Here is a 26,746-nt window from a genome sequence, read left to right as displayed (position 1 = left end):
TGCGGAAAACCAGGATGCGCTTGCTGAAACTGTTCCGCCCGGCCTCGATCGGCTCCGGCATGATCCTCTATGGCGCGGGGCGCGGGGCGGCCGCGGCGATCGGGCTCGGAATTGCCTTGATCCTCCCGCATTTCCTGTCCGTGGACACGCTGGGGCAGTTTTACATCATGATCAGCGCGACGACCTATCTCAGCGTCGTCATGCGGTTCGGCGGCGAATATGTCCTTTTCCGCCAATCGGCGATCGAAACCGAAGTCGATAAGGCGAAAGCGTGGGATTCCAAGGCTTTCGGGCAGGCGACCAAATATCTGCTGATCAACTGCCTGCTCCTTCTCGCGCTTGCGAAGACGGTGCTGTGGTCGGTCGATCTGTCGGGATGGTATAATGACGAAAACCTGAAGTTTCTGGAGGACAGCCTTCCCCAGATATTCGCCATATCGTTGGGCACATCGATGCTCGTCTATCTGTACCAGATTTCCAAGGTGCGCGCGCTGATCGTCTATTCGAGCCTGGTGAAGTCGTCGATATTGAACTTCATCTTCATCGCGATGGTCGTCTCGCTCTACCATTATACGGAGCAGATGGGGATTTCGAGCTACGTAAACCTGTATCTCGTCGCCTCGCTACTCGCGGTGCTGGTGGCGGTCGTGCTGTGCCGGAGCGTGTCGATGGGGCAATGGGTCCGCGGCATGGTAACCGCCAATCCGTCCTATTACCGGTCCGAATCGTGGTACTCCTTTTCCTATTCGATGCTCTTCGTCGTGTTCACCGAGTTGGAGATACTGCTCGCGTCGCTGTATCTCAGCCCGGCCGACATCGCGATCTATGGCACCGCGCGCCGCATGACGCTTGCCTGTTCGATCTTCGTCGAGTTTTCGAACGTGTTCCTGCCGAAAATCATCGCGGCCGGCCTGGGCAATCCGGATCAGGCGTCGCTCGGCCGCAAACTGTCATCTTTTTCGGTCAAGATGGCGATGATGTCGCTGTTCGTCATTGCTTCGATATGGCTGTTCGGCGAGTGGGCTTTCGGGCTGGTGCTGCCCGACTCTTTCGCCGGCGTTGCCGATCTTCTCGTCGTTCTGCTCTTCGTTCCCTTCATCGCGGTGCTGCTCGGCCCGTCGGAGATATTGCTGTTGATGCATTCGAAGGAGAACAGCAGGCTGATCCTCTCGCTTTCGCTGATGGTGGCGATCGGCATCCAGTTTACCGTCGCCGCAACCTGGCTGATCCCGGCGTTCGGGATATTCGGGCTGGCCTGGTCGTCGGTGATCGCGATGGCCGTCTACCGGACCATCCTGACCCTATATGTTCACCGATATCTTTCCATGCGACTTTTCCCCGGAGCCCGATAATGTCCTTTGCGTTGCTTGATTACGAGCCCCTTGACGGCCTGTACAACGAGGGGGATTATATCCAGAGCCTTGCCGCGCTGCAGTATCTGCCCGCGGTCGACAAATTCGTCTCGCGCGAGGCGCTGTCGGATTATCGCGGCGAGACGCTGTCGATGATCCTCAACGGCTGGTTCATGCACCGGCCGCAGAAATGGCCGCCATCGAACGACATCGACCCGCTGTTCGTGTCATTCCACATCAACCGGCCCTTCGAGGCGGCGCTGACCAGCCCAGCGTCGCTCGACTATTTTCGGCGTTTTCCCGAAATCGGCTGCCGCGATATCCGCACCGCGTCGATCCTCAACGAACGCGGCGTCCCGGCCTATTATAGCGGCTGTCTGACGCTGACGCTTGGACAGACGGTACAGCATAAGCCGGACCCGCAAGGCGGCGACATATTGCTCGTCGACGTCGCGCACGCCGTGCCAAGCCTCGGCGGTTTTTTAAGAGCGCCGGTCCGATCAAAGCTTTCGCACTTGCGTTCGGGTTCGATCCTGCACGTCGGTGGAGCGAACCGGTTGATCCGCAAGCTGATCCGCGCGGTGCCTAGCGACCTTCGCGATCGCGTGAAGGTGCTCGGCAACCTCCAGCCCGGCGACGGCGTCAGCACGCAGGCGCGGCTCGACCTCGCACGGGCGCGGCTCGAACAATATTCGCGCGCATCGCTGGTCATCACGTCGCGTATCCACGCCGCGCTGCCGTGTCTCGCCATGGGAACGCCCGTCCTGTTCATCAAATACGGGCAGAAATCGAAATCGAACATGTACCGCTTCCGCGGCATTATCGACCTGATGAACGTCATCGACTTTGACGGCGACATGCCCGAAAACGGGTTCGAGAGCGATTATTACCGGATCGAGGACATCGATTTCCGTGCCCCGCCGTCCAACCCGACGCGGCACGTCCCGCTTGCCGAAGCACTGATCGCCCGTTGCCGCCAGTGGGTCGACGCGCGCCGATGACCTCGTGGGTCATCCTGGGATCGGTGCCGCCGCCTATCGGGGGCGTGACGACGTTCGTCGAGCGCTTCAGCGACCGGCTCGTCCGTCGCGGCGCCAGCGTGACGGTGGTCAATCCGCAACGCCCGGCCGAACTTCCCAGGTTGATGGGGGCTGCCGCGCGCCGCCCCGATTTCGTGATCCTCAACACGGTCAATCTGCTCGGCCTCATCGTGTCGCGGCTGCTTTTCCCCTGTACCAAGCTGATCCTCGTCGACCATAACCACAGCCGGAAAGTCGTCGCGCTCGCCGCTGCGGGGGGCCTGCGCGGCCGCGTGCTGGTGCCGGTCTATCGCCTGCTGCTGTCGACCTTTGATGCCATCTGGATCGTGTCGCCGCATCTCGACCCCCATCACCGCCAGATTGGGCATGGCACGAGGACGAGGCGGATCAATCCCTATATCCGCCCCGATGCGCGGCACCATGACGCCGTCGTCGCGACCTATTCGGACCGCCTGCGCGGCGTGATGGAGGGGGCGACGGACGAGAGCGGTCCGCTGTTCCTGACGTCGGCGTACAAGCTGGTCCGCGAACAGGGCCGCGACCTTTACGGCTTCGACCTCGCGCTGGAGGCGCTGGCGCGCCTGATCGCGACGGGGCGCCGCGCGCGGCTGATCGCCTTTGTCGCCGACACGAGCGATCCCGAGGCGCTGCATCATTTCCAGGCCGAGGCCGTGCGCCTTGGCGTTGCGGATGCGGTGATATGGGAAACGGGCCAGAAGATATTGTGGCCGGTGTTCGCGCGCGCGGACTGTTATCTGCGGCTGACCAGCACCGACGGCTGGAGCATTTCGGTCGAGGAAGCGCTCGACTTCGGCTGCACCGTGATCGCGAGCGACGTTACCCCGCGCGACCCGCGCTGCGTCCTGTTCCCATATCCCGACATGGATGCGCTGGTGGACCGGATGTCGGCGGTGGCGTCGCGTTCCAAAATAAGCTAGCGCCTCGCGCCGTGCCCGTCGGCACTGGCAAGCGGCAATTATCCACCGATAATCCGGAAATATTCCAATGAAACAAATTCTCCAGGATCTCTCCTCCGGCGCGACGCGACTGGTCGAAGCACCCGCTCCCGGCGTTCGCGCGGGCCAATTGCTCATCGATACCAGCGTTTCGCTGATCTCGATCGGTACCGAACGCATGCTCGTCGACTTCGGGCGCGCGAGCATGCTTTCCAAGGCGCGGAAGCAGCCCGAAAAGGTGATGCAGGTGCTCGACAAGGTGAAGACCGACGGCCTGCTGACTACCGTCGATGCCGTTCGTTCGAAACTCGGGCAGCCCATACCGCTCGGCTATTCGAACGTCGGCCGGGTTTGCGCCGTCGGCGCCAATGTCACCGGCTTTGCCGTCGGCGATCGCGTCCTGTCCAACGGACCCCACGCCGATGTCGTCTCGGTCGCGCAGAATCTGTGTGCGCGCATTCCCGACAATGTCAGCGACGAAGCGGCCAGCTTCACGGTCGTCGGCGCAATCGGGCTGCAGGGACTGCGCCTCGCCAATCCGACGCTCGGCGAATCCTTCGTCGTCACCGGCGTCGGGCTGATCGGGCTGCTGACGGTCCAGTTGCTCCGCGCACAGGGTTGCCGCGTGCTCGCGATCGATTTCGACGCGGCGAAGCTCGAACTCGCCAAGCGGTTCGGCGCCGAAACCTGCAATCCGGGCGCCGGCGAGGATCCGGTCGCCGCAGGCCTTGCCTTTTCGCGCGGCAAGGGCGTCGACGGCGTGATCATCACGGCTTCGACCAAAAGCTCCGACCCGGTGACGCAGGCGGCGCGGATGTGCCGCAAGCGGGGGCGGATCGTGCTCGTCGGGGTGACGGGGCTCGAACTCAATCGCGCCGACTTCTATGAAAAGGAACTGAGTTTCCAGGTGTCCTGCTCCTATGGTCCGGGGCGGTACGATCCCGCCTATGAGGACAAGGGGCAGGACTATCCGATCGGCTTCGTCCGCTGGACCGAGCAGCGGAATTTCGAGGCGGTGCTCGACCTGATGGCGGGGGGGCAGATCGACGTCGCGTCGCTGGTCACGCATCGCCACGCTTTCGAAGATGCGGTCGATGCCTATGCCACGCTGACCGACGACAAGAGCGCGCTTGGTATCATCCTCGATTACGGACATGCGGTCGCGCCCCGGCATATCGCGTCGGTTCCGCTCGGCGATGCGACCGCTGTTCCGGCGGGCAAGGCGGTCATCGGCGTGATCGGCGCCGGAAACTATGCGTCGCGCATGCTGATCCCGGCGTTCAAGGCCGCGGGCGCGCGGCTGCACAGCATTGCCTCAGCCGGCGGAACGAGCGGCGTCATTCACGGCCAGCGCGCCGGGTTCGATCATGCGACGTCCGATGCGGCGGGACTGATCGCCAACCCCGAAATCAACACGGTCGCCATCGTGACGCGCCACGACAGCCACGCCCGCTTCACGGCGGAGGCGCTGCGTGCCGGGAAGAATGTCTTCGTCGAAAAGCCGCTCGCGCTCGACCTCGACGAACTGGCGCTCGTCGAGGAGGCGCATGCTGCATCGGGGAGGCAGCTCATGGTCGGTTTCAACCGCCGCTTCGCGCCGCTCGTCGAGCGGATGCAGCGCCTGCTGCGCGGGACCCACGAACCCAAGGCCTTTGTCATGCTGATGAATGCGGGCGCCATCCCGGCGGATCACTGGACGCAGGATCCGGCGGTCGGGGGCGGGCGTATCATCGGCGAAGCCTGTCACTATATCGACCTGATGCGCTTCCTCGCGGGATCGCCGATTACGTCGATCACCGCCCGGCGGATGGGCGACAACGAGGCGCAGCCGCTGACCGAGGACAAGGCGAGCATCACGCTGGGTTTTGCCGACGGGTCGTTCGGCACGATCCATTATCTTGCCAATGGCGGCGCATCCTTCCCCAAGGAGCGGGTCGAGGTGTTCGTCGGCGGGCGGACGCTGCAACTCGACAATTTCCTCGCGCTGCGCGGCTTCAACTGGCCGGGCTTCCGCAAGCAGAAGCTGTGGCGGCAGGACAAGGGGCAGTCGGAATGCGCGGCGGCATTCCTGCGCGCCGTCGAAGCGGGCGGGCCGTCGCCCATCGCACCCGAAGAGCTTTTCGAGGTCGCGCGCGTCACGATCGAAGCGGCCGGTCAGCTCCGCGACCAGAAATGAGCGCGGCCAGCGTCAAGCTGCGGACCTATGCGGCGCTCGGCGCGGGCAATCTCGCACGCGTCGCGCTGTACCGGCTTGGCCTGCGTGCGGGCGTGCATCCGGTGCTGCGTCTGGCGGCGGCGGTGCCGTCGCCGCCCTTTTTCGGCGGTCCCGCACCCGCGTCCGCCGGGATTGAGCCCCGAGCCGACTGGCAGGCCGATGGCCTATGGTTCGGCGCGCACCGCTTTCCGTCGGCTTCGCCGCCCGACTGGCATCGCAACCCCTTTTCGGGGGCCAGGGCCGACGGCGAACGCGACTGGTTCAAAATCGGCGATTTCGACCCCGAACTTGGCGACATCAAGACGGTGTGGGAGGCGTCGCGGTTCGACTGGCTGCTGGCGATGGCGCAGCGGGCGGCGTCGGGCGACCGCGGCGAGCTCGATCGCCTCAACCTGTGGCTGACCGACTGGGCGCGGCACAATCCGCCCTACCGCGGCGTCAACTGGAAGTGCGGGCAGGAGGCATCGATCCGGGTGATGCACCTGGCGCTCGCGGCCTTGCTGCTGGGGCAGGCCGAGCGGCCCGAAGCCGGGCTGCTCGCGCTCGTGAAACTGCACCTCGCGCGCATCGCGCCGACGATGAGCTATGCGATCGGCCAGCAGAATAACCACGGCACGTCCGAAGCCGCCGCGCTTTTCATCGGCGGAAGCTGGCTTGCCGCGACGGGCGACGCGGCGGGGCAGGGCTGGGCGGCGACCGGGCGCAAATGGCTCGAGGACCGGGCGCGCGCGCTGATCGAGCCCGACGGAACCTTCAGCCAATATTCGGTCGTCTATCACCGCGTGATGCTCGACACCTATTCGCTGGCCGAGACTTGGCGCCGCCGGTTCGGCCTGCCCGATTTTTCGGCCGGGCTCCGCGAGCGGCTGGGGCTGGCGGTCCGATGGATGCAGCAGATGGTCGACCCGGGGACGGGCGATACGCCGAATTTGGGCGCAAACGATGGCGCCAGGCTGATGGTGCTGACCGACGGCGGCTATCGCGATTTCCGGCCGTCGCTCCAGTGGGCGAGTGTGCTGTTCGCCGACGCACGCGCCTTCGGCCCGGGGCCATGGGACCGCCAGCTCGAATGGCTCTTCATTCCGCCGCCCGATGCCCTGTTGTCCGCACCCGAAAGCCGGACGTTCGGCGAGGGCGGCCTGCACATTCTCCGCGCCGGCAGGGCGGTGGCCTATCTGCGTTATCCCCGCTTCCGTTTCCGGCCGGGGCAAGGCGACCTGCTTCATCTCGACCTGTGGGTCGGCGGCGAAAACCTCCTCCGCGACGGCGGGACCTATAGCTATAATTCGTCGAACGACGACCTCGATTATTTCGGCGGCGTCGCGTCGCACAACACGGTGCAGTTCGACGGGCGCGACCAGATGCCGCGTCTCGGCCGCTTCCTGTTCGGCGGCTGGCCGGCGGCGCGCGATGTCGCGCCGGTGTCATGCGAAGACAATATCTGCCGCGCTGCGGCCGGTTATCGCGACCATTGGGGTGCGGAACACAGGCGAACGGTGGAACTGCACGGAGACAGGCTGATTTGCAGCGACGAACTCGATGGTAATGCCAAGGAAGCCGTCCTGCGTTGGCGGCTCCGTCCCGGCGACTGGCAGCTCGACGGCAACCGGATCGGCGACGGCATGTGCCGTCTGACGGTCGAAAGCGAAGCGGGGACGGCCGAACTCCGCATAGTGGAAGGCGCCGAATCCCGATATTATCTCCGCAAGACCTCGCTTCCCGTCCTGGAAATCCGGGTGCCGGTTCCCTCGGCAATCCGGACAATCATAGAATATTGATATGCATATCCTCTATTTCCATCAGCATTTTTCGACGCCGCGCGGCGCCGCGGGCATCCGGTCCTATGAAATGGCGCGGCGGCTCGTGCATCGCGGACATCGCGTCACCATGGTCTGCGGCAGTTATGGCCTCGGCAAGACCGGGCTGGACGGTCCCTTCACTGCGGGCGTGCGGCGGGGAACGGTCGACGGGATCGAGGTCGTCGAACTCGACCTCTCCTATTCGAACCGCGACGGTTTCCTGAAACGCAGCGCGACCTTCGCCAAATATGCCTGGCACAGCCTGAAGATCGCGATGACAGAGAAATATGATCTCGCCTTCGCCACCACCACGCCGCTGACCGCCGGGATACCCGCGATCTTCGCGCGCTGGCTGCGCGGCAAGCCGTTCGTGTTCGAGGTGCGTGACCTGTGGCCCGAACTGCCGCGCGAAATGGGCGTGATCACCAATCCCGCGGTGCTCGCCGCGCTGTCGGCGTTGGAGTGGACCTCTTATCGCAGCGCGGTGCGCTGCATCGGCCTCTCGCCCGGCATCGCGCAAGGGATCATGCGCCGCGGCGTCGATGAAGCGCGCGTCGCGACGATCCCGAACGGCTGCGATATCGGCATTTTCCGCAACCAGCCGGTCGCGTGGCGTCCCGAAGGCGTCGCCGCGAGCGACCTGCTGGCGGTCTTCACCGGCACGCACGGCATGGCGAACGGCCTCGACGCGGTGCTCGACGCGGCGCGCGTGCTGCAGGATCGCGGACGCGACGACATCAAGCTGCTGCTCGTCGGTGAAGGCAAGCTGAAGCCGGGGCTGCAGGCGCGTGCCGAACAGGAAAGGCTACGCAACGTCCTGTTCCATCCGCCGGTCGACAAGGAACGGCTGGCCGGACTGATGGCGGGCGCCGATTTGGGGCTCCAGATCCTCTCCAATATTCCCGCCTTCTATTACGGCACGTCGCCGAACAAATTCTTCGACTATATCGCCGCGGGCCTGCCGGTGCTGAACAATTATCCCGGCTGGCTGGCCGACATGATCGAGGGTGAGGATTGCGGCTTCGCCGTGCCACCCGACGATGCACCGGCCTTTGCCGACGCGCTCGAGCGGGCGGCAGCCGATCGCGCCGCGCTGAAGGCGAAGGGCGGCCGGGCGGCCGCACTTGCCGAGCGGCGCTTCGACCGGTCGCAGCTCGCCGATCAATGGGTCGATTGGGTGACCGAGGGGCGCAAGGCGTGAAGCGCCTGCTCGACATCTTGCTGGCGGGCGGCGCGCTGCTGCTGTTTTCGCCGGTGCTGATCGTGCTCGCGCTGCTCATCCGGCGTCAGATGGGGCCGCCGGCGCTGTTCCGGCAGGTCCGTCCCGGGCTGCATGGCGAGCCGTTCGAGATGATGAAATTCCGCACGATGCGTAACGCCGTCGGCGCCGACGGACAGCCGCTGCCCGACGCCGAACGGCTGACCCCGCTCGGCCGGTTCCTGCGCTCGACCAGCCTCGACGAATTGCCGGGTCTGTGGAGCGTGTTGAAAGGCGACATGAGCCTTGTTGGCCCTCGCCCACTCTTGATGAGCTATATTCCGCTCTATAGTCCCGAACAGGCAAGACGGCACGAGGTTCGACCGGGCGTTACCGGCTGGGCGCAGGTCAATGGGCGAAACGCGTTGTCATGGGAAGAGAAATTTGCGCTGGACGTCTGGTATGTCGACAATCGCACGCTAGCGCTCGACGTCAAAATCCTGTTCCTGACAATTCGAAAGGTGCTGGTCCGAGACGGTATTAGTGCGGAAGGAGAAGCAACAATGGCGGCATTCAAGGGAACGGAAACATGAGCAAGCTGATAGGGATATATGGTGCAAGCGGCTTCGGTCGAGAAGTTATGCCCGTGTTGCGTGCATCTCCCGAAGCCCAAGGCGCGGAAATAGTCTTTATCGACGATGGTGCGCTGACGGGCCAGCATGACATGCCGCATGAGGTTCTGAATTGGGACGCGTTTCTGGCCCGTCCGGCTAGCCAAAAGACGGTCACGATCGCGATCGCGGATGCGCGAATACGCGAATTGCTTCATGATCGCTGCGCCGCTGCGGGAATTCCCATGTGCGATGTCATCGCCCAAAATATCTTCGTCGGTGATCGGGTTTCGGTCGGTGCCGGCTCAATATTGCAGCCTTTCGTCACGCTTACGTCCGATGCAGTGATAGGACGCTGTTTTCATGCCAATATTTACAGCTACGTCGCGCATGATTGTGTCGTCGGGGACTTTGTGACCTTTGCGCCGCGTGTGATGTGCAACGGCAATGTACATATCGGGGACCGGGCATATATCGGTACCGGTGCAATCCTGAAGCAGGGTACGCCGGAGAAGCCGTTAGTCATCGGCGCGGGGGCTGTCGTTGGGATGGGGGCCGTCGTCACCAAGGATGTCCCGCCAGGCGCAACCGTCATTGGCAATCCCGCACGGCCTCTGGAAAAGAAATAGAAATAACATGCTCAACACCCCCTTTGCTCCCTGGCCCAGTTTCACCGACGAAGAAGCAGACGCGGTCACCGCCGTGCTGCGTTCGAACCGGGTCAATTACTGGACCGGCGAGGAATGCCGGGCGTTCGAACGCGAATTCGCGGACTGGGCGGACAGCGCCCATGCCATCGCCGTCACCAACGGGACGGTCGCGCTCGACCTTGCGCTGCACGGGCTGGGCGTCGGCGCGGTCAACGGCGGTTTGCCGACTGACGAGGTGGTGGTTACCCCGCGGACCTTCCTTGCGTCGGTAAGCTGCGTCGTCAACGCCGGTGCGATCCCGGTTTTCGCCGACGTCGATCGCGACAGCGGCAATATTTCAGCGGCGACGATCGCTCCCGTGCTGACCGACCGGACCCGTGCGATCATCGTTGTCCACATCGGCGGCTGGCCGGCCGACATGGACCCGATCATGGCGCTCGCCGAACCTCGCGGCATCAAGGTGATCGAGGATTGTGCGCAGGCGCATGGCGCGCGCTATCGGGGGCGCAGCGTCGGGTCGATCGGCCATGTTTCGGCGTGGTCCTTCTGCCAGGACAAGATCATGACGACGGGCGGCGAGGGCGGCATGGTGACGACCGACGACCGCGAACTCTGGTCGCGCATGTGGTCGTTCAAGGATCATGGCAAGAGCTGGGAGGCGGTCTATGAACGCCAGCATCCGCCAGGGTTCCGCTGGGTCCATGAAAGCTTCGGCACCAACTGGCGGATGATCGAGATACAGGCCGCGATCGGGCGCATCCAGCTCGGCCGCATGCAGGACTGGACCGCGGCGCGGACCGGCAATGCCGCCACCATTCGCGATGCGCTGGCGCCCTTTTCGGGGCCGGACGGACTTGTCCGGACGCCGACGCTGGGCGGCGAGGGGAATGTGCACGCCGAGTATAAATTCTATGCCTATGTCCGCCCCGACCGGCTTGCGGAGGGCTGGGACCGCGACCGCATCGTTGCCGAGATCAACGCGCACGGCGTGCCCTGTTTTCAGGGAAGCTGTTCAGAGGTCTATCTGGAAAAGGCGTTCGACGGCACCGGCTGGCGGCCGTTGCAGCGGATGCCGGCCGCGCGCGAACTGGGCGATACCAGTCTGATGTGGCTCGTTCACCCGACGCTGACGCAGGAGCAGATCGAACTGACCGCCAAGGTCAGCCGCGAGGTCATCGCCGCCGCTAGCGCGGCGCACGCCGGCGAGGGCGTCGCCTAGCTGGATCGGCAGGCGGGCGCGCTTTCCGCGAGAGCGGGGTGCGGCACCGCCTATCCGTTGTTGGCGCTCAACCGTTCGATCCACCCTGCATCGGGCACGAATTCGGGCACCAGCCGGCTGATCGTCTGCACGGCGGCGATGCTGTCGCCGGTGCCGCGGATCGTCGCGTCGAGTTCCTGCAGCTCGCGTTCGAGTTCTTCCCAATGCCACAGGCCCTCGCGGGCGCGCATGATGCGCGGATGCTTGGTCTTTTCGGGATTGTCGCCGATCAAAAGCTCTTCGTAGAGTTTCTCGCCCGGACGCAGGCCGGTCTCGATGATCTGGATGTCGCCGTCGGGATTGTCGGCCGAGCGCACGCTCAGTCCCGACAGGTGGATCATGCTGGTCGCGAGGTCGAAAATCTTGACCGGCTGGCCCATGTCCAGCACGAACACCTCGCCGCCCTTGGCCATCGCGCTCGCCTGCACGACGAGTTGCGCGGCTTCGGGGATGGTCATGAAATAGCGCGTGATTTCCCTGTGCGTCAGCGTGACGGGGCCGCCAGCCTCGATCTGGGCCTTGAACCGCGGAACGACCGAACCGCTCGATCCCAGCACATTGCCGAAGCGGACCATGCTGAACACGGTCTTGACGTCGGGCCGCTCGGCCCGCGCCTGCAGGATCAGTTCGCAGACGCGCTTCGACGCGCCCATGATGTTGGTCGGCCGCACCGCCTTGTCGGTGCTGATCAGGATGAAGTTGGCGACACCGACCGCCTCGGCGGCGGCCACGCTGTGCAGCGTCCCCATGATATTGTTGCGCAGGCCGGAGATCGGGTTCGCCTCGACCAGCGGGACATGCTTGTAGGCGGCCGCGTGAAACACAGTTTCGGGCTTGTGATAGTTGTAGATGCGGGACATCGACGAGCGTTCGGACGCGCTCGCGAGTTCGAGCACGAGCGGCACGTCGATCGCCAGTTCGCGCATGAGTTCGATCAACTCCTGCTCGATCGCATAAAGTGCATATTCTGATTGTTCGAGCAGCACGAGGCGCGCCGGGCGGCACCGCAGGATCTGGCGGCATAGCTCGCTGCCGATCGAGCCGCCGGCACCCGACACGAGAACGATCTTTCCGGCCGTCGTGCGGCTCATCAGCAGTTGGTTCGCCGCGACGGTTTCGCGGCCGAGAAGCTCCTCGATCTGGATTTCGCGCAAATCGTTGACCGTCACCGACCCCTCGATGACGCCGGTCAGATTGGGAAGCGAGCGGACATAGACCTCTTCATTCTTCAGCGTGTCGATGATCTCGCGGCGGCGTGCGCGCGAAGCGCTGGGGATGGCGAGCAGCACCTCGTCGATATCGGTATCTTCGAGCAGCTCTTTCAGGCGGTTGGCGCCGAAAACAGGGACGCCGTCGAGGCGCTGGCCGTCGAGCCGCAGGTCGTCGTCGACGAAGCCGACGAGATGGACCTGCGATTCATGGCGAAGCGACAGCGCCAATTGCTGTCCGGCACGGCCCGCGCCGTAAACGAGTACGCGGCGGGCATTGACCGACACAACCTTGAACAGGTCGAGAAGCACGAAGCGTATGGCGATGCGGCTGGCACCCAGCAGAAGCAGGAAAATGATCGGGTGCAGCATCGAGAGCGTGCGCGGCACGGAAGGAAGGCGGAAGACGACGCAGACGATGAACAGCGGCACCGCCAGCGCCGCGCAGGCGATCGCCAGGTCGGCGATCGTCCGCGCGCCGGAAAAACGGATCAGCGAGCGATAGACGCCTGTTTTCCAGGCAATGGGATACCAGAATAGCAATGCGATCGCGGCGAAGGTCAGGATCGGTTGGGAAAACAGCTCCCAGACGCCGAGCCGGAGCGAAAAGGCGATCCATACTGCCGCGATGCAAAGCGATCCGTCGATGGCGACGGCGGCCATCTGGCGCTGGATACGCGGCCGGTCGACCACGAAGGCCAGCATCTTCGCGCGCCAGTCGCGCCACCGATCATCTTTTGCCGAAATCATCTATCGCCAACCGCTTTCTATGGATCCCTGCCAGAAGGCGCGAGATAGAGTACAGCAGATTGCAGGCATATTTCCCTGCGGCGACCCTGCGTTAAATCGAGACAAGTTCACGACGAACAATGCCCGTCCCATAAACGGCACGGTAACATAACTCAATAAGTAACGGTAAACCTTGCCCCCGCATCCCAATCGCCTTCTGCGGCACGTATAACTCGCGACGGGGGCAAACGATCCCGCCTCTGGTACGTTGCCGCGAAATAATTCCTGCCCGATCCTCGTTTCGTAGAATCGTCATGAGATGGTGATTGCTTCGTTGCTGTGATCTCGCGCACAGTCGGCCGGATTATTTGAAGGCGCTATGAGCTCAGTCGTTCCGGGAGCCGCCACAGATCGCGACGGAGCGGACTCGTTCGTCGTCAGCGACTTCGACGTGCACTTCGATGCCGAATATAGCTGCCGCGTTGGCCGTCAGCGCCGCGGGTTCGGGCGGCGTTTCGGCCTCGATGCGGCCGTCCTTCATCCAGACGATCCGATCGGCGAACTGCGCGGCAAGGTTGAGATCGTGGAGCACAACGGCGATTCCGCGGCCCTCGCGGCTCCGCTTCGCAAGTCGCGCCATCGTGTCGATCTGGCGTTTGGGGTCAAGCGCGGCGGTCGGCTCGTCCAGCAGCAACAGCGGCGTTTCGGCAGCGAATGTACGGGCAAGTGCGACCAGCGCCAATTCGCCCCCCGAAAGCGTCGCGGTCGAGCGGCCTGCCAAGGCCTCGCAGCCGACCTCCTCCAGCCAGTGCCCCGGCGCAATATTTCGCTTCATGTCCTCCGCGCCGAAGGCATAGCGGCCGAGTGCGACCATATCGGCGACGAGGATCGGCCACGCCACTTCGGCGCGCTGGGGCAGATAGGCAAGCGCGCGTGCGCGTGTCAGCGGATCGAGGCTGTCGAGGGCCAGATTGTCTAGCGAAACCGTCCCGCTGTCCGGGCGCAGCAGGCCCGCGAGAATGCGAAGCAGGCTGCTCTTCCCCGAACCGTTGGGGCCGACGATGGCGACCAGCTCCCCCGGCGACAGGGTGAAGTCGGTGCTGCCGAGCCGCCCGGCAATCGCGACGTTCCGTGCGGCAAGATCAGTCATGGCGCACATTCCCCCGTCGCAGCACGATGAGCAGGAAGATCGGTGCGCCGGCCAGCGCGGCAACCACGCCGAGCCGCAATTCGGTGTCGGTCGGGAGCAGCCGGACCAGCATGTCGGCAGCGATCAGCATGATTGCGCCGGCCAGCGCCGCGGGGACGAGCGTCCGGCCGGGATCGTGTCCGGCCCATGGCCGCACGAGATGCGGGGCGACGATCCCGACGAAGCCGACCGACCCGGCAAGCGCGACCGACGCTCCCGTCGCGAGGCCGGTGGCGATGACGACGATGAGCTGCGTGCGGCGAAAGTCGAGACCGTGCGCGATCGCGGCCTCCTCGCCGATCGAAAGCAGCGAGAGCTGCCGGCGCTGGGTCAGGAGTAGCGCCATCCCGGCCGCCATGAAGGGCACCGTCAGCCCGAGATCGGACAGCGAGCGGTTGGCGACCGAACCGAGCGTCCAGGTGACGAGGTCGGACAGCGAAAAGGGATTGGGCGCGAAGTTGAGGATCAGCGCCATCAGTGCCCCGGTCAGGCTCGACAGGCCGACGCCGATCAGGATCAGTGTCGCCATGCCGCGCGTCCGCACCGCCGCCGACGCGAGCAGCGCGGTGACCAGCCCGGCGCCGACGATCGCGCCCATCGGCAGCGCCCACGACCAGAGCGCCGACAGGCCGAAATAGAGCGTCAGCGTCGCGCCGAGCGTCGCACCCGACGACACCCCGAGGATGCCGGGTTCGGCGAGCGGATTGCGCGTCAGCGCTTGCAGCGCGGCGCCGCAAACCGCCAGTGCGGCTCCGACGATCGCCGCGCTCAGCACCCGGGGCAGGCGGATGTCGGCGACGATGGTTGCTGCTGCCGGGTCGCTTCCCGTCGCCCAGTCGAACAGTAGGCGCGGCGCAAGCCCGTCGGGGCCGGTCATCAGCGCCGTCATGGCGATGAAGACGAGCAGCGCCGCGAGCAGGATGTTGGTGCGCCGCATCAGCCTCCCTTTCGCGCTTCGGCGAGCCTTGCGACGGCATGACCCGCAAGCCAGTTGCCGCAGGCGAGCCAGCTTCCCGGCACTTCGACCTCTATTGCCCGACGCGACGCTTGGGCGACGACGGGATGGAGGGACGCTGACCAGCGATCCTGCCGGTAACGGGCGCTGTCGTAGAAGGCACGGAAGACCACATCGGGCGGACGGCGAACCATCTCCTCGAGCGGCAGCGTGCCCCACCCCGGCTGTTCGCGATAGGGCTTCAGTCCCGCAGCGGCGATGACATCTGCGACGAACGAACCCGGGCCGGTGGTGACGTCGCCGGGCGTCACATAGAGCGCGCTCCGTGTCGGTACCGCCGCGCTGCGCGCCGCCGCCAGCTCTGCATCATAGCCGGCAAGCAACGCCGTCGCCTTTGTCTCCGCGTCCAGTTCGGCGGCGACGCGCCGCATGTCGGTCGCGACGTCGCCGAGCGTCCCGGCGTAGCCGAGCTGGACGACGCGGATTCCCATCGCGCGAAGCTGCCGGTCGAGCCGCGCGTCGCCGCGAAAGGAGCGAACGACGATTGCAGGACGAAGCGCGGCGATATCCTCGATTTGCGGGCGCAGCCGCGGGAGACCGCGAGCGCGGGGCGCCGCGAAGCCGGCGTCGCTTTCCGCCTCGAACGACACGGCGCGCACCCGCTCGCGCGGCAGCAATCCCAGCACCATCTGGTCGGCGCAGAAATCGATGCTGACGACGCCGCGGCGTTCGGGCAGCGGCGCGCGCTGCTGACAGCCCGTGAGGACTGCCAGCATCGCGAGAGCCGCCGCCGATCGCATCAGAAGCTGACGCGCACGCCGCCATAGGCCGCGCGGCCCTGGGTGCGGTAGCTGAACACCTCCTCATAATCCTCGTTCGCGAGATTTTCGACGCGGGCGAAGACCGAGATGGCGTCGGTCAGCTTGTAGTTAGCGTTGAGATTCACCAGCACATATTCCTTCAGCGACACGGTGGTCGGCGCGAAGAAGATCGGGTCGAGGAAGGCGACGTCGGTCTGGCGGCCGTTATAGCGCAGCGTCAGCGTCGTCGAAAAGCGCTCGTCCTTGCTGAAGATCGTCGCGTTGAAGCTCGCGACATGCTTCGGCCGGCGCACCTCGACCGCGCCATTCTCGCGCGCTTTCAGCCAGGTGTACGCAAGGTCGAGCTCGATCTGCGGGATCGGGCGCGCCGAGGCAAACACTTCGACGCCGCGCTGCTTCGACGTCGTCGTGCGGTTCGCGGGCGTCGCGATGAAATCGGGGGCGGGGTAGGTCGTGTAGATTTCGCCCTTAAGCTTGTTGTCGAAATAGGTGGCGCCGATCGTTGCCTGATTGTCTCCGATCGTCTGTTCGATCCCGGCTTCCCAGCCCTTCGATTTTTCGGGGCGGAGGTCGGGGTTGCCAATGAACACGCCGTCCGAATAGCCGTAAAGCTCGTAATAGCCCGGGTTCTTGACGCCGGTGCCATAGGCGCCGCGAATGCGCGTGCCGGTCGGCAGCTTGTAGCTCGACTGGATGCGGAAGGTCGTCGCGTCGTCGAACCGGTCGTTCTCGTCGTGACGCACCGAGGCGCCGAGCGCGAAGGCGTCGCCCGCGAGCAGCTCATATTGTCCGACGAAGCCGATATTGTCGGTGTCGCGCTTGCCCTGGAAGACGAAGGGCGAGGGGGTGGTGTTGCGGAATTCCTCGCGTTCGACATCGACCGCCGCGGTCAGCCGGTGGACGACGGTATCGGTGCCGAAGCGCAGGCTCGATTCGAACGAGCCCTTGTAACGTCGGCCTTCGCTGCCGCCGTCACGGCCGAAAGCCGAATAGCTCTTGCGCACCGTGTCGGTGACCTGCCCGGTCAGCGCGTTGGTCCAGCGGCCGTCGAGCGCGGTGAATTCGGCGCGCAGCAGGCCGTGGAACGACTGGCTGGTATAATAGGCGCCCGGGCTGTCGACGATCATGCCATAGAGCGGGCTGGTGCCGTCGAACTCGCTGTTGTTGAAGTCGGCGTCGGTATAGCCGTAACGCGCGACCCCGGTCAGCCTGAAGCTCTCCGACGGCGACCAGATCAGCTTGCCGCTGACCCCGACATTGTCCGACCCGATGTCGCGGGTGCCGAAGCGTGCGGTGGGCGATCCGCCGGTATGGAGATAGGCGCCCGACACCGCATAATCGAGATCGCCGGCGACGCCGGCGACGCGCACGTCGCCCGAGAAGGTCTCGAACGAACCGCCTTCGGCGCGGGCGCTGATCCCGGGCGCTTCGGCGCCGGTCAGCGTGATATAATGAACGACGCCGCCGATCGCATCCGACCCGTAAAGCGAAGATTGCTGGCCGCGCAGCACCTCGATCCGCGCGGCGGGCGAGGCGATCAGGGTGCCGAAATCATATTCGCCGTTGAACGGATCGGACACCTCGATGCCGTCGATCAGCGTCAGGACATGATTGCCCTCGGTGCCGCGGATGCGAAGCTGCGTTTGCCCGCCGATCACGCCAAGCCGGCTGACGGCGACGCCCGGCACGTCGCGCAGCACGTCCGACAGCACCCGCGTCTGGCGGTTTTCGATCGTCCGGGCATCGAGCACGGTGACCGACGAGCCGAGCTGGTCGACGCGGGCGCCTTCGCCCGAGCGCGACGCGGTGACGACGATCGTATCGCCGGCTTCGTCGGTGGTCGCGAGGTCGGGGTTCGACTGGGCGAATGCGGGCGATGCCGCGGCGATGGCGAGCGCCGACAGGCTCGCACGATAAACAGCAATATTCATTATAGTCCCTCCAACGTAACGGCTTTGCCGTCACGCGAGGAACCTCGCCTGCCGCCGGTACACCCCGCCCGCGACAGATAACGGCGACGCTCGGGCAGGTCTCCTGGCTGGTCGGGTCACTGGGGAATGCGGCCTTCCCGGGGCGTGGGCCCCAGTGGCTATGTCGCATCCACCTCGCCGACTTACAGTTGCGGGGGCAGCGCCGGATTGCACCGGACTTCCCTTTTCATCCCCGTTGCCGGGGAACCTGAGGTCACGGGGCGGGCCGCTAGCAAAAGCGTGGCCTGGCTGCAATCGGCAAACTTGCAATCGCGCCGCGAAGCCTCGACATAAGGCCGCTGAAGTCAGGACCCGAGGGTCCTGACCCTAGGGGAGCCCCGCGTGGATATTGCGTTCGACAACAGTTTCTACACCGCGATGGAAGGCTTTTACGCGCCTGCCGAGGCGGCGGTCCCTCCCGCGCCCAAGCTGCTGATTTTCAATCATGCGCTGGCGGCCTCTCTCGGGCTGGAGACTGCGGGTGCGGGCGACGATGTGCTGGCGAGCATCTTTTCGGGGCAATTATTGCCCGGCGGCGCCAATCCGCTCGCCTTTGCCTATGCCGGGCACCAGTTCGGTCATTTCTCGTCGCAGCTCGGCGACGGCCGCGCGCTGCTGCTCGGCGAGATCGTGGCGCCGGACGGGGCGCGATTCGATGTCCAGCTCAAGGGATCGGGCCCGACGCCCTTCTCGCGCAATGGCGACGGCAAGGCGGCGATCGGCCCGGTGCTGCGCGAATATCTGGTGTCGGAGGCGATGGCAGCGATGGGCGTGCCGACGACACGCTCGCTCGCGGCCGTCGCGACCGGCGACCGGGTGCAGCGCGAGCGCGCTCACCCCGGCGCCGTGCTGACGCGCATTGCGAGCAGCCATATCCGCGTCGGCACCTTCCAGTTCTTTGCTGCACATTTCGGTGCCGACCATGTCGTCCAGCTTTCGGATTACTGCATCCGCCGCCATTTTCCCGAGCTCGCCGGCGCGCCGAACCCGCATCTGGCGCTGCTCGACCGCGTCATCGGCCTGCAATGCGAACTGGTCGCGCACTGGCTGGGGCTCGGCTTCATCCACGGCGTGATGAACACCGACAATGTCGCGATCAGCGGCGAGACGATCGACTATGGTCCCTGCGCCTTCATGGACCGCTTCGCGCTCGATACGGTGTTCAGTTCGATCGACGCTAACGGCCGCTATGCCTATGGGCGCCAGCCGCAGATCATGCACTGGAACATGGCGCGCTTCGCTGAGGCGCTGCTGCCCGCGATCCATGCGGTCGATCCGGAGGATGTCGAACGCGCGAAGGAATTGGTGACGGCGGTCCCCGAGCGGTTCCGCGCCGCGTGGTTCGCGCGGATGCGTCTGAAGCTCGGCCTCGCCAGCGCCGACGAAGCCGACGCCGATCTGATCGACGGCTTGTTCGGCGAGATTGAACGGCTGAACGTCGATTTCACCTCCTTCTTCCGCGCTCTCGCGATGCTGCTGCGCGGCGACGCGGCGATGATGGAAGCGTTGTTGCCCGAGCCCGATGCGATGGCGGCTTGGATCGCGGACTGGTGGGCCGGACTGGAACGCGAGGCCACGGGGCCGGTCGAGCGGGCGGCGGCGATGGATGCGGTCAACCCGCTCTATATTCCGCGCAACCACCTCGTCGAGGCGGCGCTGGCGGCGGCCGAGGCCGGCGACATGGCGCCGTGGATGACGTTGCTCGAAGTCGTGCGCCAGCCCTATGTCGCGCGCGCCGGGTGGGAGACGTTTGCCGAGCCGGCGCCAAAAGATTCTGCGCCTTATACAACCTTTTGCGGAACCTGATCGCGTCCCGCGTCGTTGGGAGAAGGGGCATGGGCCGGGCAGGGGCGGATCGGGCGACATGAGTAGTTTTCGGGACAAGTCCCTTTCAAAATCCGGTTGCGCCGCAGCGCTGCCGAGGCCACAAGTGCGCCATCGGCTGTGGACAGATGCAAATTTCTGAAAAATCTCGTCAATTGCACCCGCGCCGATTTTCGCGCCTGCGCAGTCTGTTGATTATCTCGACCTCGCTTTTTTCGGCCGGCTGGACAGCATCGGCCGCGGCGCAGGACGTCGAACCGCCAAAGGTCGTCCCGACCGTCGAGGCGCCGGCGGCCGGCCCGATCGCGGTGCCGAGCCCGCCGCCGCCCGAGGCCGTACTGCCCGAAGTCGCACCGATCATCGAGGATGACGAGTTCGAAAAGGCGATCCCGCCGATCGGCGCCGAAGACGACCCCGAACTCGACCGCCCGCTCGAATCGATCGCCGAATTCGAGCAGCGCCAAGCGGCCGAGGCCGCGAAGAAGCCGGCCGACGCGGCCGCCACGTCGACCGTCGAGGCGCAGTCGCCCTTCGTCGACGGCGTTCCCTTGCCGGCACTGGCCGATGGCGACACCGTCGAGCCCATCGGCGACGCGCCGATCACCGACACCGAACTTGCCGCGCCGCTGCCGCCGCTCGAGAATTTCAACGTCGAACCGGTCGTTTTTGCCGAGGCCGAGGACCCCGACGCCAACCGCGAGGTTGCCTATACGGTACAGGTCAACGGCCTAGCGCCCGCCGATGACAGCACCGACGTCGATCTTGCCGATCTGTTCGGCGACCTGTCGGCGCTCTACGACGGCGATGGCAAGGCCGACAATGCGGCGATGGTCCGCGCCCGGCTGAGCGCCGACGGCGAACTGATGCAGCGCATCCTGTCGTCCGAGGGCTATTATGACGCCACGGTCAATACGCGGATCGATCGCACCGCGCGCGCCGAGGGCGAAGGCGGCAATGCGCAGGCGGGCGCGGGAGGCAATCGCGGCAATCGCGGGCCGCTGGTCGCCGTCATCGATGTGGTCCCCGGCAAACGTTACACATTCTCGGACGTCATCATCAACGCCGCGGCGACGGTGCCGCCGGGGCTGATCAAGGATAATTTCCCGATTGCCGTCGGCGAACCGATCGTCGCCGACCGCGTTCAGGGTGCCGAAGCGGCGATCGCGCTCAAGCTCCCCGAAGAGGGCTATCCTTTCGCCAAGGTCGGGCAGCGCGACATATTGCTCGACGGCGCGACCGGCGACGCGGTTTACACGCTGCCGGTCGAGATCGGGAAGCGGTCGCGCTTCGGCGGCATCGAGACGACGGGTGACCTTGCCTTCGACGCCGAGCATGTCGATGTGCTGGCGCGATTCAAGCGCGGCGATCTCTACGACAGCCGCAAGGTCGACGATCTCCGGCAAGCGCTCGTCGCGACCGGGCTTTTTTCGAGCATCGCCGCCGAGCCCCAGCCGACAGGCGAAAGCGCGGGCGACGATACCGAATATGTGACGATGCTGGTGACGCAGGATGCGGGACCGCCGCGGACGCTCGCGGCGAGCGCCGGTTACGGCACGGGCGAGGGGATCCGGATCGAGGGAAGCTGGACCCACCGCAACTTCTTCCCGCCCGAAGGCGCTCTGATCGGCCGCGCCGTGCTGGGGACGCAGGAACAGGGTATCGGTGCGACCTTCCGCCGCTCGAATGCCGGCAAGCGCGACCGCACCTTCGAAATCGTCGCCGAAGCGACGCGCAGCAATTACAACGCGTTCGAGGCGCTGACCGGTCGGGTCGGGTTCCGCGTCAGCCGCGATTCGACGCCGATCTGGCAGAAGAAGCTGACCTATGCCTATGGCGCCGAACTCATCGCGACGAGCGAGGATGACTATGATTTCAACCTCGGCCGGCGCAATCGCGATTTCTACACGATCCTCGGCCTGACGGGGCAGGTCGGCATCGACCGCACCGACAGCCTGCTCGATCCGACCAAGGGCTTCCGCGTCACCACGCTGATCCAGCCCGAAGGCTCGCTCGCCGGCCGCTTCTCGCCCTATGGGCGGCTGCGCATCGACGCGAGCGGCTATTATCCGGTGACCGACAGCATCGTGCTCGCCGGGCGCGTCCGGGTCGGCTCGATCCTCGGCGCCGCGCGCGAACGGCTCGCGCCGTCGCGGCGCTTCTATGCCGGCGGCGGCGGGTCGGTGCGCGGCTTCGGTTACCAGCAGCTCGGCCCCAAGGATCCGAACAACGATCCGATCGGCGGGCGCAGCGTCAACGAGGCGGCCTTCGAAGCGCGCTATCGCTTCGGCAATTTCGGCATCGTCGGTTTCGTCGACGCAGGGCAGGTCTATCGCGGATCGACGCCGACCTTCTCCGACCTCCGCTTCGGTGCCGGCATCGGCGCGCGCTATTACACCAATTTCGGGCCGATGCGGCTCGACGTCGCGACGCCGATCGGCCGCAAGCCGGGCGAGGCGCTCGTCGCCGTCTATGTCTCGATCGGGCAGGCGTTCTGATGGCCGACGACGACGCGCCCGAAATCGCCACGAGCGACAAGGCGCCGCCGCAATCCTGGCCGCTTCGCATCCTGCGCTGGATCGGTCTTGCGCTGCTCGGCATCGTCCTGCTCTTCGCGCTGTTCCTCGTGGGTCTCAACAGCGACGCCGGACGGCGGTTCGTCGTCACCCAGATCGAGAAATATGAATTCGAAAACGGGATGAAGATCGGCATCGGCCGGCTCGACGGGTCGCTGTTCAGCGCGATGACGATCCGCGATTTCACCCTGTCCGATCCCAAGGGCGTCTTCCTCGCGTCGCCCGAGGTCAAGGTCGACTGGCGGCCGCTGCGCTATCTTGCCAACCATATCGACGTCCGTTCGGCGACCGCGCAGACAATCACCATGCAGCGGATACCGGCCTTCAAGGTCGTTCCCGATACCGGCGAGCCGCTCTTGCCCGACATCGATATCGATGTCGGCACCCTGCGGGTCGACCGCTTCGTCTTCGAGCCCGCCGTTGCGGGCGAGCGGCAGGAGGCGCGCCTGAACGGCAAGATCGCGATTGCCGACCGGAGGGCGCAGGTGACCGCCGATGCCGAGACGATCGGCGCGAAGGCCAAGGGCGATACGCTGAAACTGCTGCTCGACGCGGTGCCCGAGGCGAACCGGCTCGCGATGACGCTCGACGTCAACGCCCCGCAAGGCGGCGTGCTCGCCGCGATGGGCGGCTTCAAGGAACCGCTGACCGCCAAGCTCGACGGGCGCGGCGACTGGAAGGCGTGGAACGGCAACCTCACCGCCAATCTCGGCGCGGCGCCGCTCGCGCGGCTGGCGCTGACGGCGCGCGACGGCACTTTCGCAATCAAAGGCACCGCGCAGGCGTCGCGGCTCCTCACCGGTCCTACGGCGGAGATATTGGGCACCGAAACGGCGATCGACCTCACCGCGCGGCTCGCCGAGCGCAAGGCGGCGATCGACGGGCGCCTGTCGTCGGATGCGGCGCGGCTCGGGATCAGTGGCGGCATCGACCTCGCGACCAACCGCTACGACGGCCTGCAACTCGCCGTGAACATCCTGCGCCCCGGTGCGATCGCGCCTGCGGTACGCGCGAACGGCTTGCGCGCGACCGCGAAGCTCGACGGTGCTTTCGCGCTGCCGACGGTCGAATATCAGGCGAACGCCAACAGCCTTGCTGTCAACGATATTATCGTCGAAAGCCTGAGCCTTGCGGGCAAGGCGCGGGTCGATGCCGACCAGATCGTCATTCCGGTCGCCGGGCGCGCCGCGCGGATCCGCGGGCTCGATACCGTCGCGGGCGGCAGGCTGGTGCAGGTGCGGCTCGACGGTGACCTTGCATACAGCAATGGCCGCATTCTCAGCGACAATCTGCGCCTGCGTTCGCCGCGGATCGATGCCAAAGCAATCGTCATCGCCGATCTGAACAAGGGCTTCTATACCGGCGCGATCGACGGGCGGATCAACGATTACCGGATCGAGAGCGTCGGCATTTTCGATATCGACACCGACGCCGATCTGAAGACCGCGCCGCGCGGCGGGTTCGAGATCGTCGGCCGCGTCCGTGCGCGCTCGACGCGGCTGTTCAATTCGGGCGTGCGCGATTTCCTCGGCGGCAATGCCACCGCGTCGAGCGACGTGCGTTACGGCACCGACGGGATCATCCGCTTTGCCAATTTGCGGCTCACCGCACCGCGCCTGCGCGTCACCGGCGGGCAGGGGAGCTATTCGCCCAACGGCCAGATCCAGCTCGCGGCGCGCGCCAATTCGACCGACTATGGCCCCGTCGGCCTCCAGCTTGCGGGGACGATCAGCGATCCGCGCGCGGTGGTCACTGCCGCAAGGCCGGGGCTTGGCATTGGGCTCGCCAATCTCGTCGCGCGGATCAACGGCGCGCCGAACGGCTACCGCCTCGCCGCGACGGGCGACACCGATTACGGTCCGCTCTCCGCCGATGTCGTGTTGCTCACCGCCGCCGGGCCGCTGACGATCGATATCGAGCGCGGCGATTTGTCGGGAATCGGCTTCAACGGCCGCCTCGTCCAGAGCGCCGCAGGGCCCTTCACCGGGCAGCTCAATGCGTCGGGGCAGGGCCTCGGCGGCCTTGTCCGCCTGAGCGCAGCCGGAAAATATCAGGCGGCGGCGATCAATGTGCGCGCCAATAATGTCGTGCTGCCGGGACCGGCAAAGCTCGCGGTCGGATCGGCGATCGTCGATGCCGACGTCACGCTCTACGAACAACCGCACATCGTCGCCGACATCCAGATCGCCGACACCCGAATTCGCGATTACGATATCGCTGTCGGGCGGGTGAAGATCGACTATCGCGACGGCAGCGGCAAGGCGCAGGCGCTGGTCGAGGGAACGAGCGGCGTGCCGTTCCGGATCGCCGCCAACGCCGACCTGCAACCGAAACTGTGGCGTGCATCGGTTCAGGGCCGCGCGACCGGCATCAATTTCCGCACCACTTCGCCCGCACGCATCATCCCCGGCGCCGACGGATACGAACTGCTGCCGACCAACATCAACCTCGGCCGCGGCAGCAACGCGCGCGTCGCAGGACGCTTCGGCGACGGGATCATGATTCAGAGCCGCCTCGACCGGGTCAATATGGCGATCCTCAACACTGTTTACCCCGACATGGGGCTGGGCGGGCGCGCCACGGGCAGTCTCGACTTCGAACAGGCCAATCCCGACGCCTTTCCTCGGGCCGACGCGCGGCTGGCCATCGATGATTTTACGCGCACCACTGCCGCGTCGGTCAGCCAGCCCGTCGACGTCAATTTCGTCGGCAAACTGCTCACCGACGGTGGCGAGGCGCGTGCCGTGATGCGCAAGCGCGGCAGCGTGATCGGGCGTCTGCAGGCCTCACTGCGTCCTCTCGGACCCGGCGCCGGAAGCTGGATGGAACGGCTGCAGGCCGCGCCGCTCGGCGGTGGCATCCGCTACAACGGCCCCGCCGACACCCTCTATTCCTTCTTCGGCCCCGCCGACCAGCATGTGACGGGGCCGATCGCGGTCGCCGCCGACTTCAGTTGCAGCGTTGCCGATCCGTGCCTCAATGGCGTCGTGCGCGGCAAGGACATGGTCTATGAAAACCAGACCTTTGGTACCCGCCTGACCAACATGGCCGTCAACGGCCGCTTCACCGGCAACCGGCTGGAGATCGAACAGCTCACCGCGACCGCCGGCGACGGCAGCATTCAGGCCAAGGGCTACATCAGCCTTGCGTCAGCGGATGGCTATCCGATGAATATCTCGGCGACGCTCGACAACGCCCGCCTCGCGCGGAGCGAGAATATCGCGGCGCGCGCGACGGGGACGCTGACGCTCGAAAAGGTCGCGGGGCAGGCGGCGCTGCTGTCGGGTGACCTCCGGCTTCCCGAAACGCGCTACAAGGTCGTGCTCGAAGGCGCGGCAAAAGTTCCCGTCCTCACCGGCGTGCGGCGCAAGCCACCCACGGGGCGGCGACGGGTCAGCGGCGACGGGCTTGCGGCGGTCGGCGGCAGCCTGTTCGATCTTATCCGGCTCAATGTCCGCCTCCGTGCCCCCGACGAAATCTATGTCAGCGGCATGGGGCTCGAATCCGAATGGCAGGCCGACGTCACGCTAACCGGGACGACAGAGGCCCCGCGCGTTGCTGGCGAGGTCGAACTGGTGCGCGGCACGCTGGGATTTGCCGGACGTTCGTTTGAATTGCAGGAAGGCCGCGTAACCTTCCCGACCGGCGATGCCTTTGATCCGTCGATCCGCCTCGTCGCGAGCGAGACGATCGAGACGGTGACGGTGAACGTCAATGTCTCCGGCCGTGCGATGAACCCGCAGATCACTTTCTCCAGCGTTCCGGGCCTCCCGCAGGACGAAATCGTATCGCGCATCCTGTTCGGCGATTCGATCACCTCGCTGTCGCCGCTGCAGGCGGTGCAGCTCGCTTCGTCGCTCAACACGCTGCGCGGCGGGGGCGGGGGACTGAGCCCGCTCGGCGCGCTCCAGTCGGCGACCGGGATCGACCGGCTGCGGGTCCTTGGCCCCGACGATGCCGTCGGGCGCGGCACCGCGCTGGCGGCCGGGCAATATATCTCGAAGGACATCTATCTCGAGGTGATCACCGACGCGCGCGGCTACACCGCGACGCAGCTCGAAATCAGCCTGTCGAAAGCCCTTTCGATCCTCAGTCAGGCCGGCGGGTCGGGGCAATCGAACCTCAGCATCCGTTATCGAAAGGATTATTGATGCATCGTGTCTTGATCCTCGCCCCCTTGCTGCTGCTCGCTGCCTGCGAGCGCGAGCCCGCCTTCGACGATCGTTATGACGCGACCGCAAAGGAAATCGAGGCGCGCGCCAAGGCGATGGACGCCGAAATCAGCGCGGCCGAAAAGGCGAACAGGGCCAACGCCGCGGCGGGCGAGGCCGAGCCTGCCTACGACTGACGGCACCGCGTGGCCGGCCGCATGGAATGGCTGGTCAGTGGCCGGCTTTT

The 26,746-nt window shown here is 65.6% G+C and carries 18 protein-coding genes and 1 riboswitch; of the genes, 13 read left to right on the top strand and 5 right to left on the bottom strand.

Going from position 1 to position 26,746, the window contains the following annotated elements; all coding sequences use genetic code 11:
- The first annotated feature begins 14 nt into the window (after positions 1 to 14).
- The 9 genes from V6U71_RS12120 to V6U71_RS12080 all read left to right on the top strand — a co-directional run bounded on the left by V6U71_RS12120 (position 15) and on the right by V6U71_RS12080 (position 11,040).
- Positions 15 to 1,352, top strand: coding sequence for a lipopolysaccharide biosynthesis protein (locus tag V6U71_RS12120; protein WP_411338704.1), 1,338 nt, complete (start codon positions 15 to 17; stop codon positions 1,350 to 1,352).
- Positions 1,352 to 2,353, top strand: coding sequence for a polysaccharide pyruvyl transferase family protein (locus V6U71_RS12115; RefSeq protein ID WP_411338703.1), 1,002 nt, complete (start codon positions 1,352 to 1,354; stop codon positions 2,351 to 2,353). The genes V6U71_RS12120 and V6U71_RS12115 overlap by 1 nt, the downstream gene beginning before the upstream one ends.
- Complete coding sequence (locus V6U71_RS12110) at positions 2,350 to 3,330, top strand: glycosyltransferase (RefSeq protein ID WP_411338702.1); 981 nt, start codon at positions 2,350 to 2,352, stop codon at positions 3,328 to 3,330. The genes V6U71_RS12115 and V6U71_RS12110 overlap by 4 nt, the downstream gene beginning before the upstream one ends.
- A 67-nt stretch (positions 3,331 to 3,397) precedes the next feature.
- Entirely contained in the window at positions 3,398 to 5,524 is a 2,127-nt protein-coding gene (locus V6U71_RS12105; RefSeq protein WP_411338701.1) for a bi-domain-containing oxidoreductase, read from the top strand.
- Entirely contained in the window at positions 5,521 to 7,341 is a 1,821-nt protein-coding gene (locus tag V6U71_RS12100) for a heparinase II/III family protein (RefSeq protein ID WP_411338700.1), read from the top strand. The genes V6U71_RS12105 and V6U71_RS12100 overlap by 4 nt, the downstream gene beginning before the upstream one ends.
- A gap of 1 nt (position 7,342) precedes the next feature.
- Positions 7,343 to 8,563 (top strand): glycosyltransferase family 4 protein, encoded by a 1,221-nt coding sequence (locus V6U71_RS12095; RefSeq protein WP_411338699.1) that lies wholly within the window; start codon positions 7,343 to 7,345, stop codon positions 8,561 to 8,563.
- Complete coding sequence (locus V6U71_RS12090; RefSeq protein ID WP_411338698.1) at positions 8,560 to 9,153, top strand: sugar transferase; 594 nt, start codon at positions 8,560 to 8,562, stop codon at positions 9,151 to 9,153. The genes V6U71_RS12095 and V6U71_RS12090 overlap by 4 nt, the downstream gene beginning before the upstream one ends.
- Positions 9,150 to 9,800 (top strand): acetyltransferase, encoded by a 651-nt coding sequence (locus V6U71_RS12085; protein ID WP_411338697.1) that lies wholly within the window; start codon positions 9,150 to 9,152, stop codon positions 9,798 to 9,800. The genes V6U71_RS12090 and V6U71_RS12085 overlap by 4 nt, the downstream gene beginning before the upstream one ends.
- A gap of 7 nt (positions 9,801 to 9,807) precedes the next feature.
- Complete coding sequence (locus tag V6U71_RS12080) at positions 9,808 to 11,040, top strand: DegT/DnrJ/EryC1/StrS family aminotransferase (RefSeq protein WP_411338696.1); 1,233 nt, start codon at positions 9,808 to 9,810, stop codon at positions 11,038 to 11,040.
- 50 nt (positions 11,041 to 11,090) lie between these two features.
- Here V6U71_RS12080 and V6U71_RS12075 read toward each other — a convergent pair whose 3' ends face one another.
- The 5 genes from V6U71_RS12075 to V6U71_RS12055 all read right to left on the bottom strand — a co-directional run bounded on the left by V6U71_RS12075 (position 11,091) and on the right by V6U71_RS12055 (position 17,912).
- A complete protein-coding gene (locus tag V6U71_RS12075) occupies positions 11,091 to 13,037 on the bottom strand; it encodes a polysaccharide biosynthesis protein (RefSeq protein WP_411338695.1) in 1,947 nt (648 codons plus the stop codon).
- Between the two features lie 364 nt (positions 13,038 to 13,401).
- Positions 13,402 to 14,166: an ABC transporter ATP-binding protein gene (locus tag V6U71_RS12070; protein WP_411338694.1), complete on the bottom strand. Its 765-nt coding sequence runs from the start codon at positions 14,164 to 14,166 to the stop codon at positions 13,402 to 13,404.
- Positions 14,159 to 15,142, bottom strand: a complete 984-nt coding sequence (locus V6U71_RS12065) for a FecCD family ABC transporter permease (protein WP_411338693.1) — start codon at positions 15,140 to 15,142, stop codon at positions 14,159 to 14,161. The genes V6U71_RS12070 and V6U71_RS12065 overlap by 8 nt, the downstream gene beginning before the upstream one ends.
- Positions 15,142 to 15,936, bottom strand: a complete 795-nt coding sequence (locus tag V6U71_RS12060) for an ABC transporter substrate-binding protein (RefSeq protein ID WP_411338692.1) — start codon at positions 15,934 to 15,936, stop codon at positions 15,142 to 15,144. The genes V6U71_RS12065 and V6U71_RS12060 overlap by 1 nt, the downstream gene beginning before the upstream one ends.
- A gap of 23 nt (positions 15,937 to 15,959) precedes the next feature.
- Positions 15,960 to 17,912: a TonB-dependent receptor plug domain-containing protein gene (locus tag V6U71_RS12055; RefSeq protein ID WP_411338691.1), complete on the bottom strand. Its 1,953-nt coding sequence runs from the start codon at positions 17,910 to 17,912 to the stop codon at positions 15,960 to 15,962.
- 75 nt (positions 17,913 to 17,987) lie between these two features.
- Positions 17,988 to 18,178: riboswitch (cobalamin riboswitch) on the bottom strand.
- A 115-nt stretch (positions 18,179 to 18,293) separates the two neighbouring features.
- On the opposite strand from V6U71_RS12055, the gene V6U71_RS12050 reads away from it, so the two are divergent.
- The 4 genes from V6U71_RS12050 to V6U71_RS12035 all read left to right on the top strand — a co-directional run bounded on the left by V6U71_RS12050 (position 18,294) and on the right by V6U71_RS12035 (position 26,696).
- Complete coding sequence (locus tag V6U71_RS12050; RefSeq protein WP_411338690.1) at positions 18,294 to 19,757, top strand: protein adenylyltransferase SelO; 1,464 nt, start codon at positions 18,294 to 18,296, stop codon at positions 19,755 to 19,757.
- 146 nt (positions 19,758 to 19,903) lie between these two features.
- The gene (locus V6U71_RS12045; RefSeq protein ID WP_411338688.1) at positions 19,904 to 22,270 is read left to right on the top strand and encodes an autotransporter assembly complex protein TamA; all 2,367 of its coding nucleotides are present in this window, start codon (positions 19,904 to 19,906) and stop codon (positions 22,268 to 22,270) included.
- Positions 22,270 to 26,499, top strand: a complete 4,230-nt coding sequence (locus tag V6U71_RS12040; RefSeq protein ID WP_411338687.1) for a translocation/assembly module TamB domain-containing protein — start codon at positions 22,270 to 22,272, stop codon at positions 26,497 to 26,499. Before V6U71_RS12045 ends, V6U71_RS12040 begins: the two co-directional genes overlap by 1 nt.
- Positions 26,499 to 26,696, top strand: coding sequence for a hypothetical protein (locus tag V6U71_RS12035; RefSeq protein ID WP_411338686.1), 198 nt, complete (start codon positions 26,499 to 26,501; stop codon positions 26,694 to 26,696). The genes V6U71_RS12040 and V6U71_RS12035 overlap by 1 nt, the downstream gene beginning before the upstream one ends.
- Positions 26,697 to 26,746 lie beyond the last annotated feature (50 nt).

Source organism: Sphingopyxis sp. J-6, assembly GCF_046603995.1.
GTDB lineage: Bacteria > Pseudomonadota > Alphaproteobacteria > Sphingomonadales > Sphingomonadaceae > Sphingopyxis.
Note: the sequence above shows the minus strand (reverse complement) of the source record. Positions and strands in the feature narration are given on the sequence as shown.

What these genes read in the sequence shown, in the direction of transcription:
- V6U71_RS12120 (WP_411338704.1), top strand. Translation starts at nt 15, where the DNA reads ATGCGCTTGCTGAAACTGTTCCGCCCGGCCTCGATCGGCTCCGGCATG.
- V6U71_RS12075 (WP_411338695.1), bottom strand. Translation starts at nt 13,037, where the DNA reads ATGATTTCGGCAAAAGATGATCGGTGGCGCGACTGGCGCGCGAAGATG.
- V6U71_RS12100 (WP_411338700.1), top strand. Translation starts at nt 5,521, where the DNA reads ATGAGCGCGGCCAGCGTCAAGCTGCGGACCTATGCGGCGCTCGGCGCG.
- V6U71_RS12035 (WP_411338686.1), top strand. Translation starts at nt 26,499, where the DNA reads ATGCATCGTGTCTTGATCCTCGCCCCCTTGCTGCTGCTCGCTGCCTGC.
- V6U71_RS12040 (WP_411338687.1), top strand. Translation starts at nt 22,270, where the DNA reads ATGGCCGACGACGACGCGCCCGAAATCGCCACGAGCGACAAGGCGCCG.
- V6U71_RS12095 (WP_411338699.1), top strand. Translation starts at nt 7,343, where the DNA reads ATGCATATCCTCTATTTCCATCAGCATTTTTCGACGCCGCGCGGCGCC.
- V6U71_RS12110 (WP_411338702.1), top strand. Translation starts at nt 2,350, where the DNA reads ATGACCTCGTGGGTCATCCTGGGATCGGTGCCGCCGCCTATCGGGGGC.
- V6U71_RS12115 (WP_411338703.1), top strand. Translation starts at nt 1,352, where the DNA reads ATGTCCTTTGCGTTGCTTGATTACGAGCCCCTTGACGGCCTGTACAAC.
- V6U71_RS12055 (WP_411338691.1), bottom strand. Translation starts at nt 17,912, where the DNA reads ATGAATATTGCTGTTTATCGTGCGAGCCTGTCGGCGCTCGCCATCGCC.
- V6U71_RS12070 (WP_411338694.1), bottom strand. Translation starts at nt 14,166, where the DNA reads ATGACTGATCTTGCCGCACGGAACGTCGCGATTGCCGGGCGGCTCGGC.
- V6U71_RS12045 (WP_411338688.1), top strand. Translation starts at nt 19,904, where the DNA reads ATGCAAATTTCTGAAAAATCTCGTCAATTGCACCCGCGCCGATTTTCG.
- V6U71_RS12065 (WP_411338693.1), bottom strand. Translation starts at nt 15,142, where the DNA reads ATGCGGCGCACCAACATCCTGCTCGCGGCGCTGCTCGTCTTCATCGCC.
- V6U71_RS12085 (WP_411338697.1), top strand. Translation starts at nt 9,150, where the DNA reads ATGAGCAAGCTGATAGGGATATATGGTGCAAGCGGCTTCGGTCGAGAA.
- V6U71_RS12080 (WP_411338696.1), top strand. Translation starts at nt 9,808, where the DNA reads ATGCTCAACACCCCCTTTGCTCCCTGGCCCAGTTTCACCGACGAAGAA.
- V6U71_RS12105 (WP_411338701.1), top strand. Translation starts at nt 3,398, where the DNA reads ATGAAACAAATTCTCCAGGATCTCTCCTCCGGCGCGACGCGACTGGTC.
- V6U71_RS12060 (WP_411338692.1), bottom strand. Translation starts at nt 15,936, where the DNA reads ATGCTGGCAGTCCTCACGGGCTGTCAGCAGCGCGCGCCGCTGCCCGAA.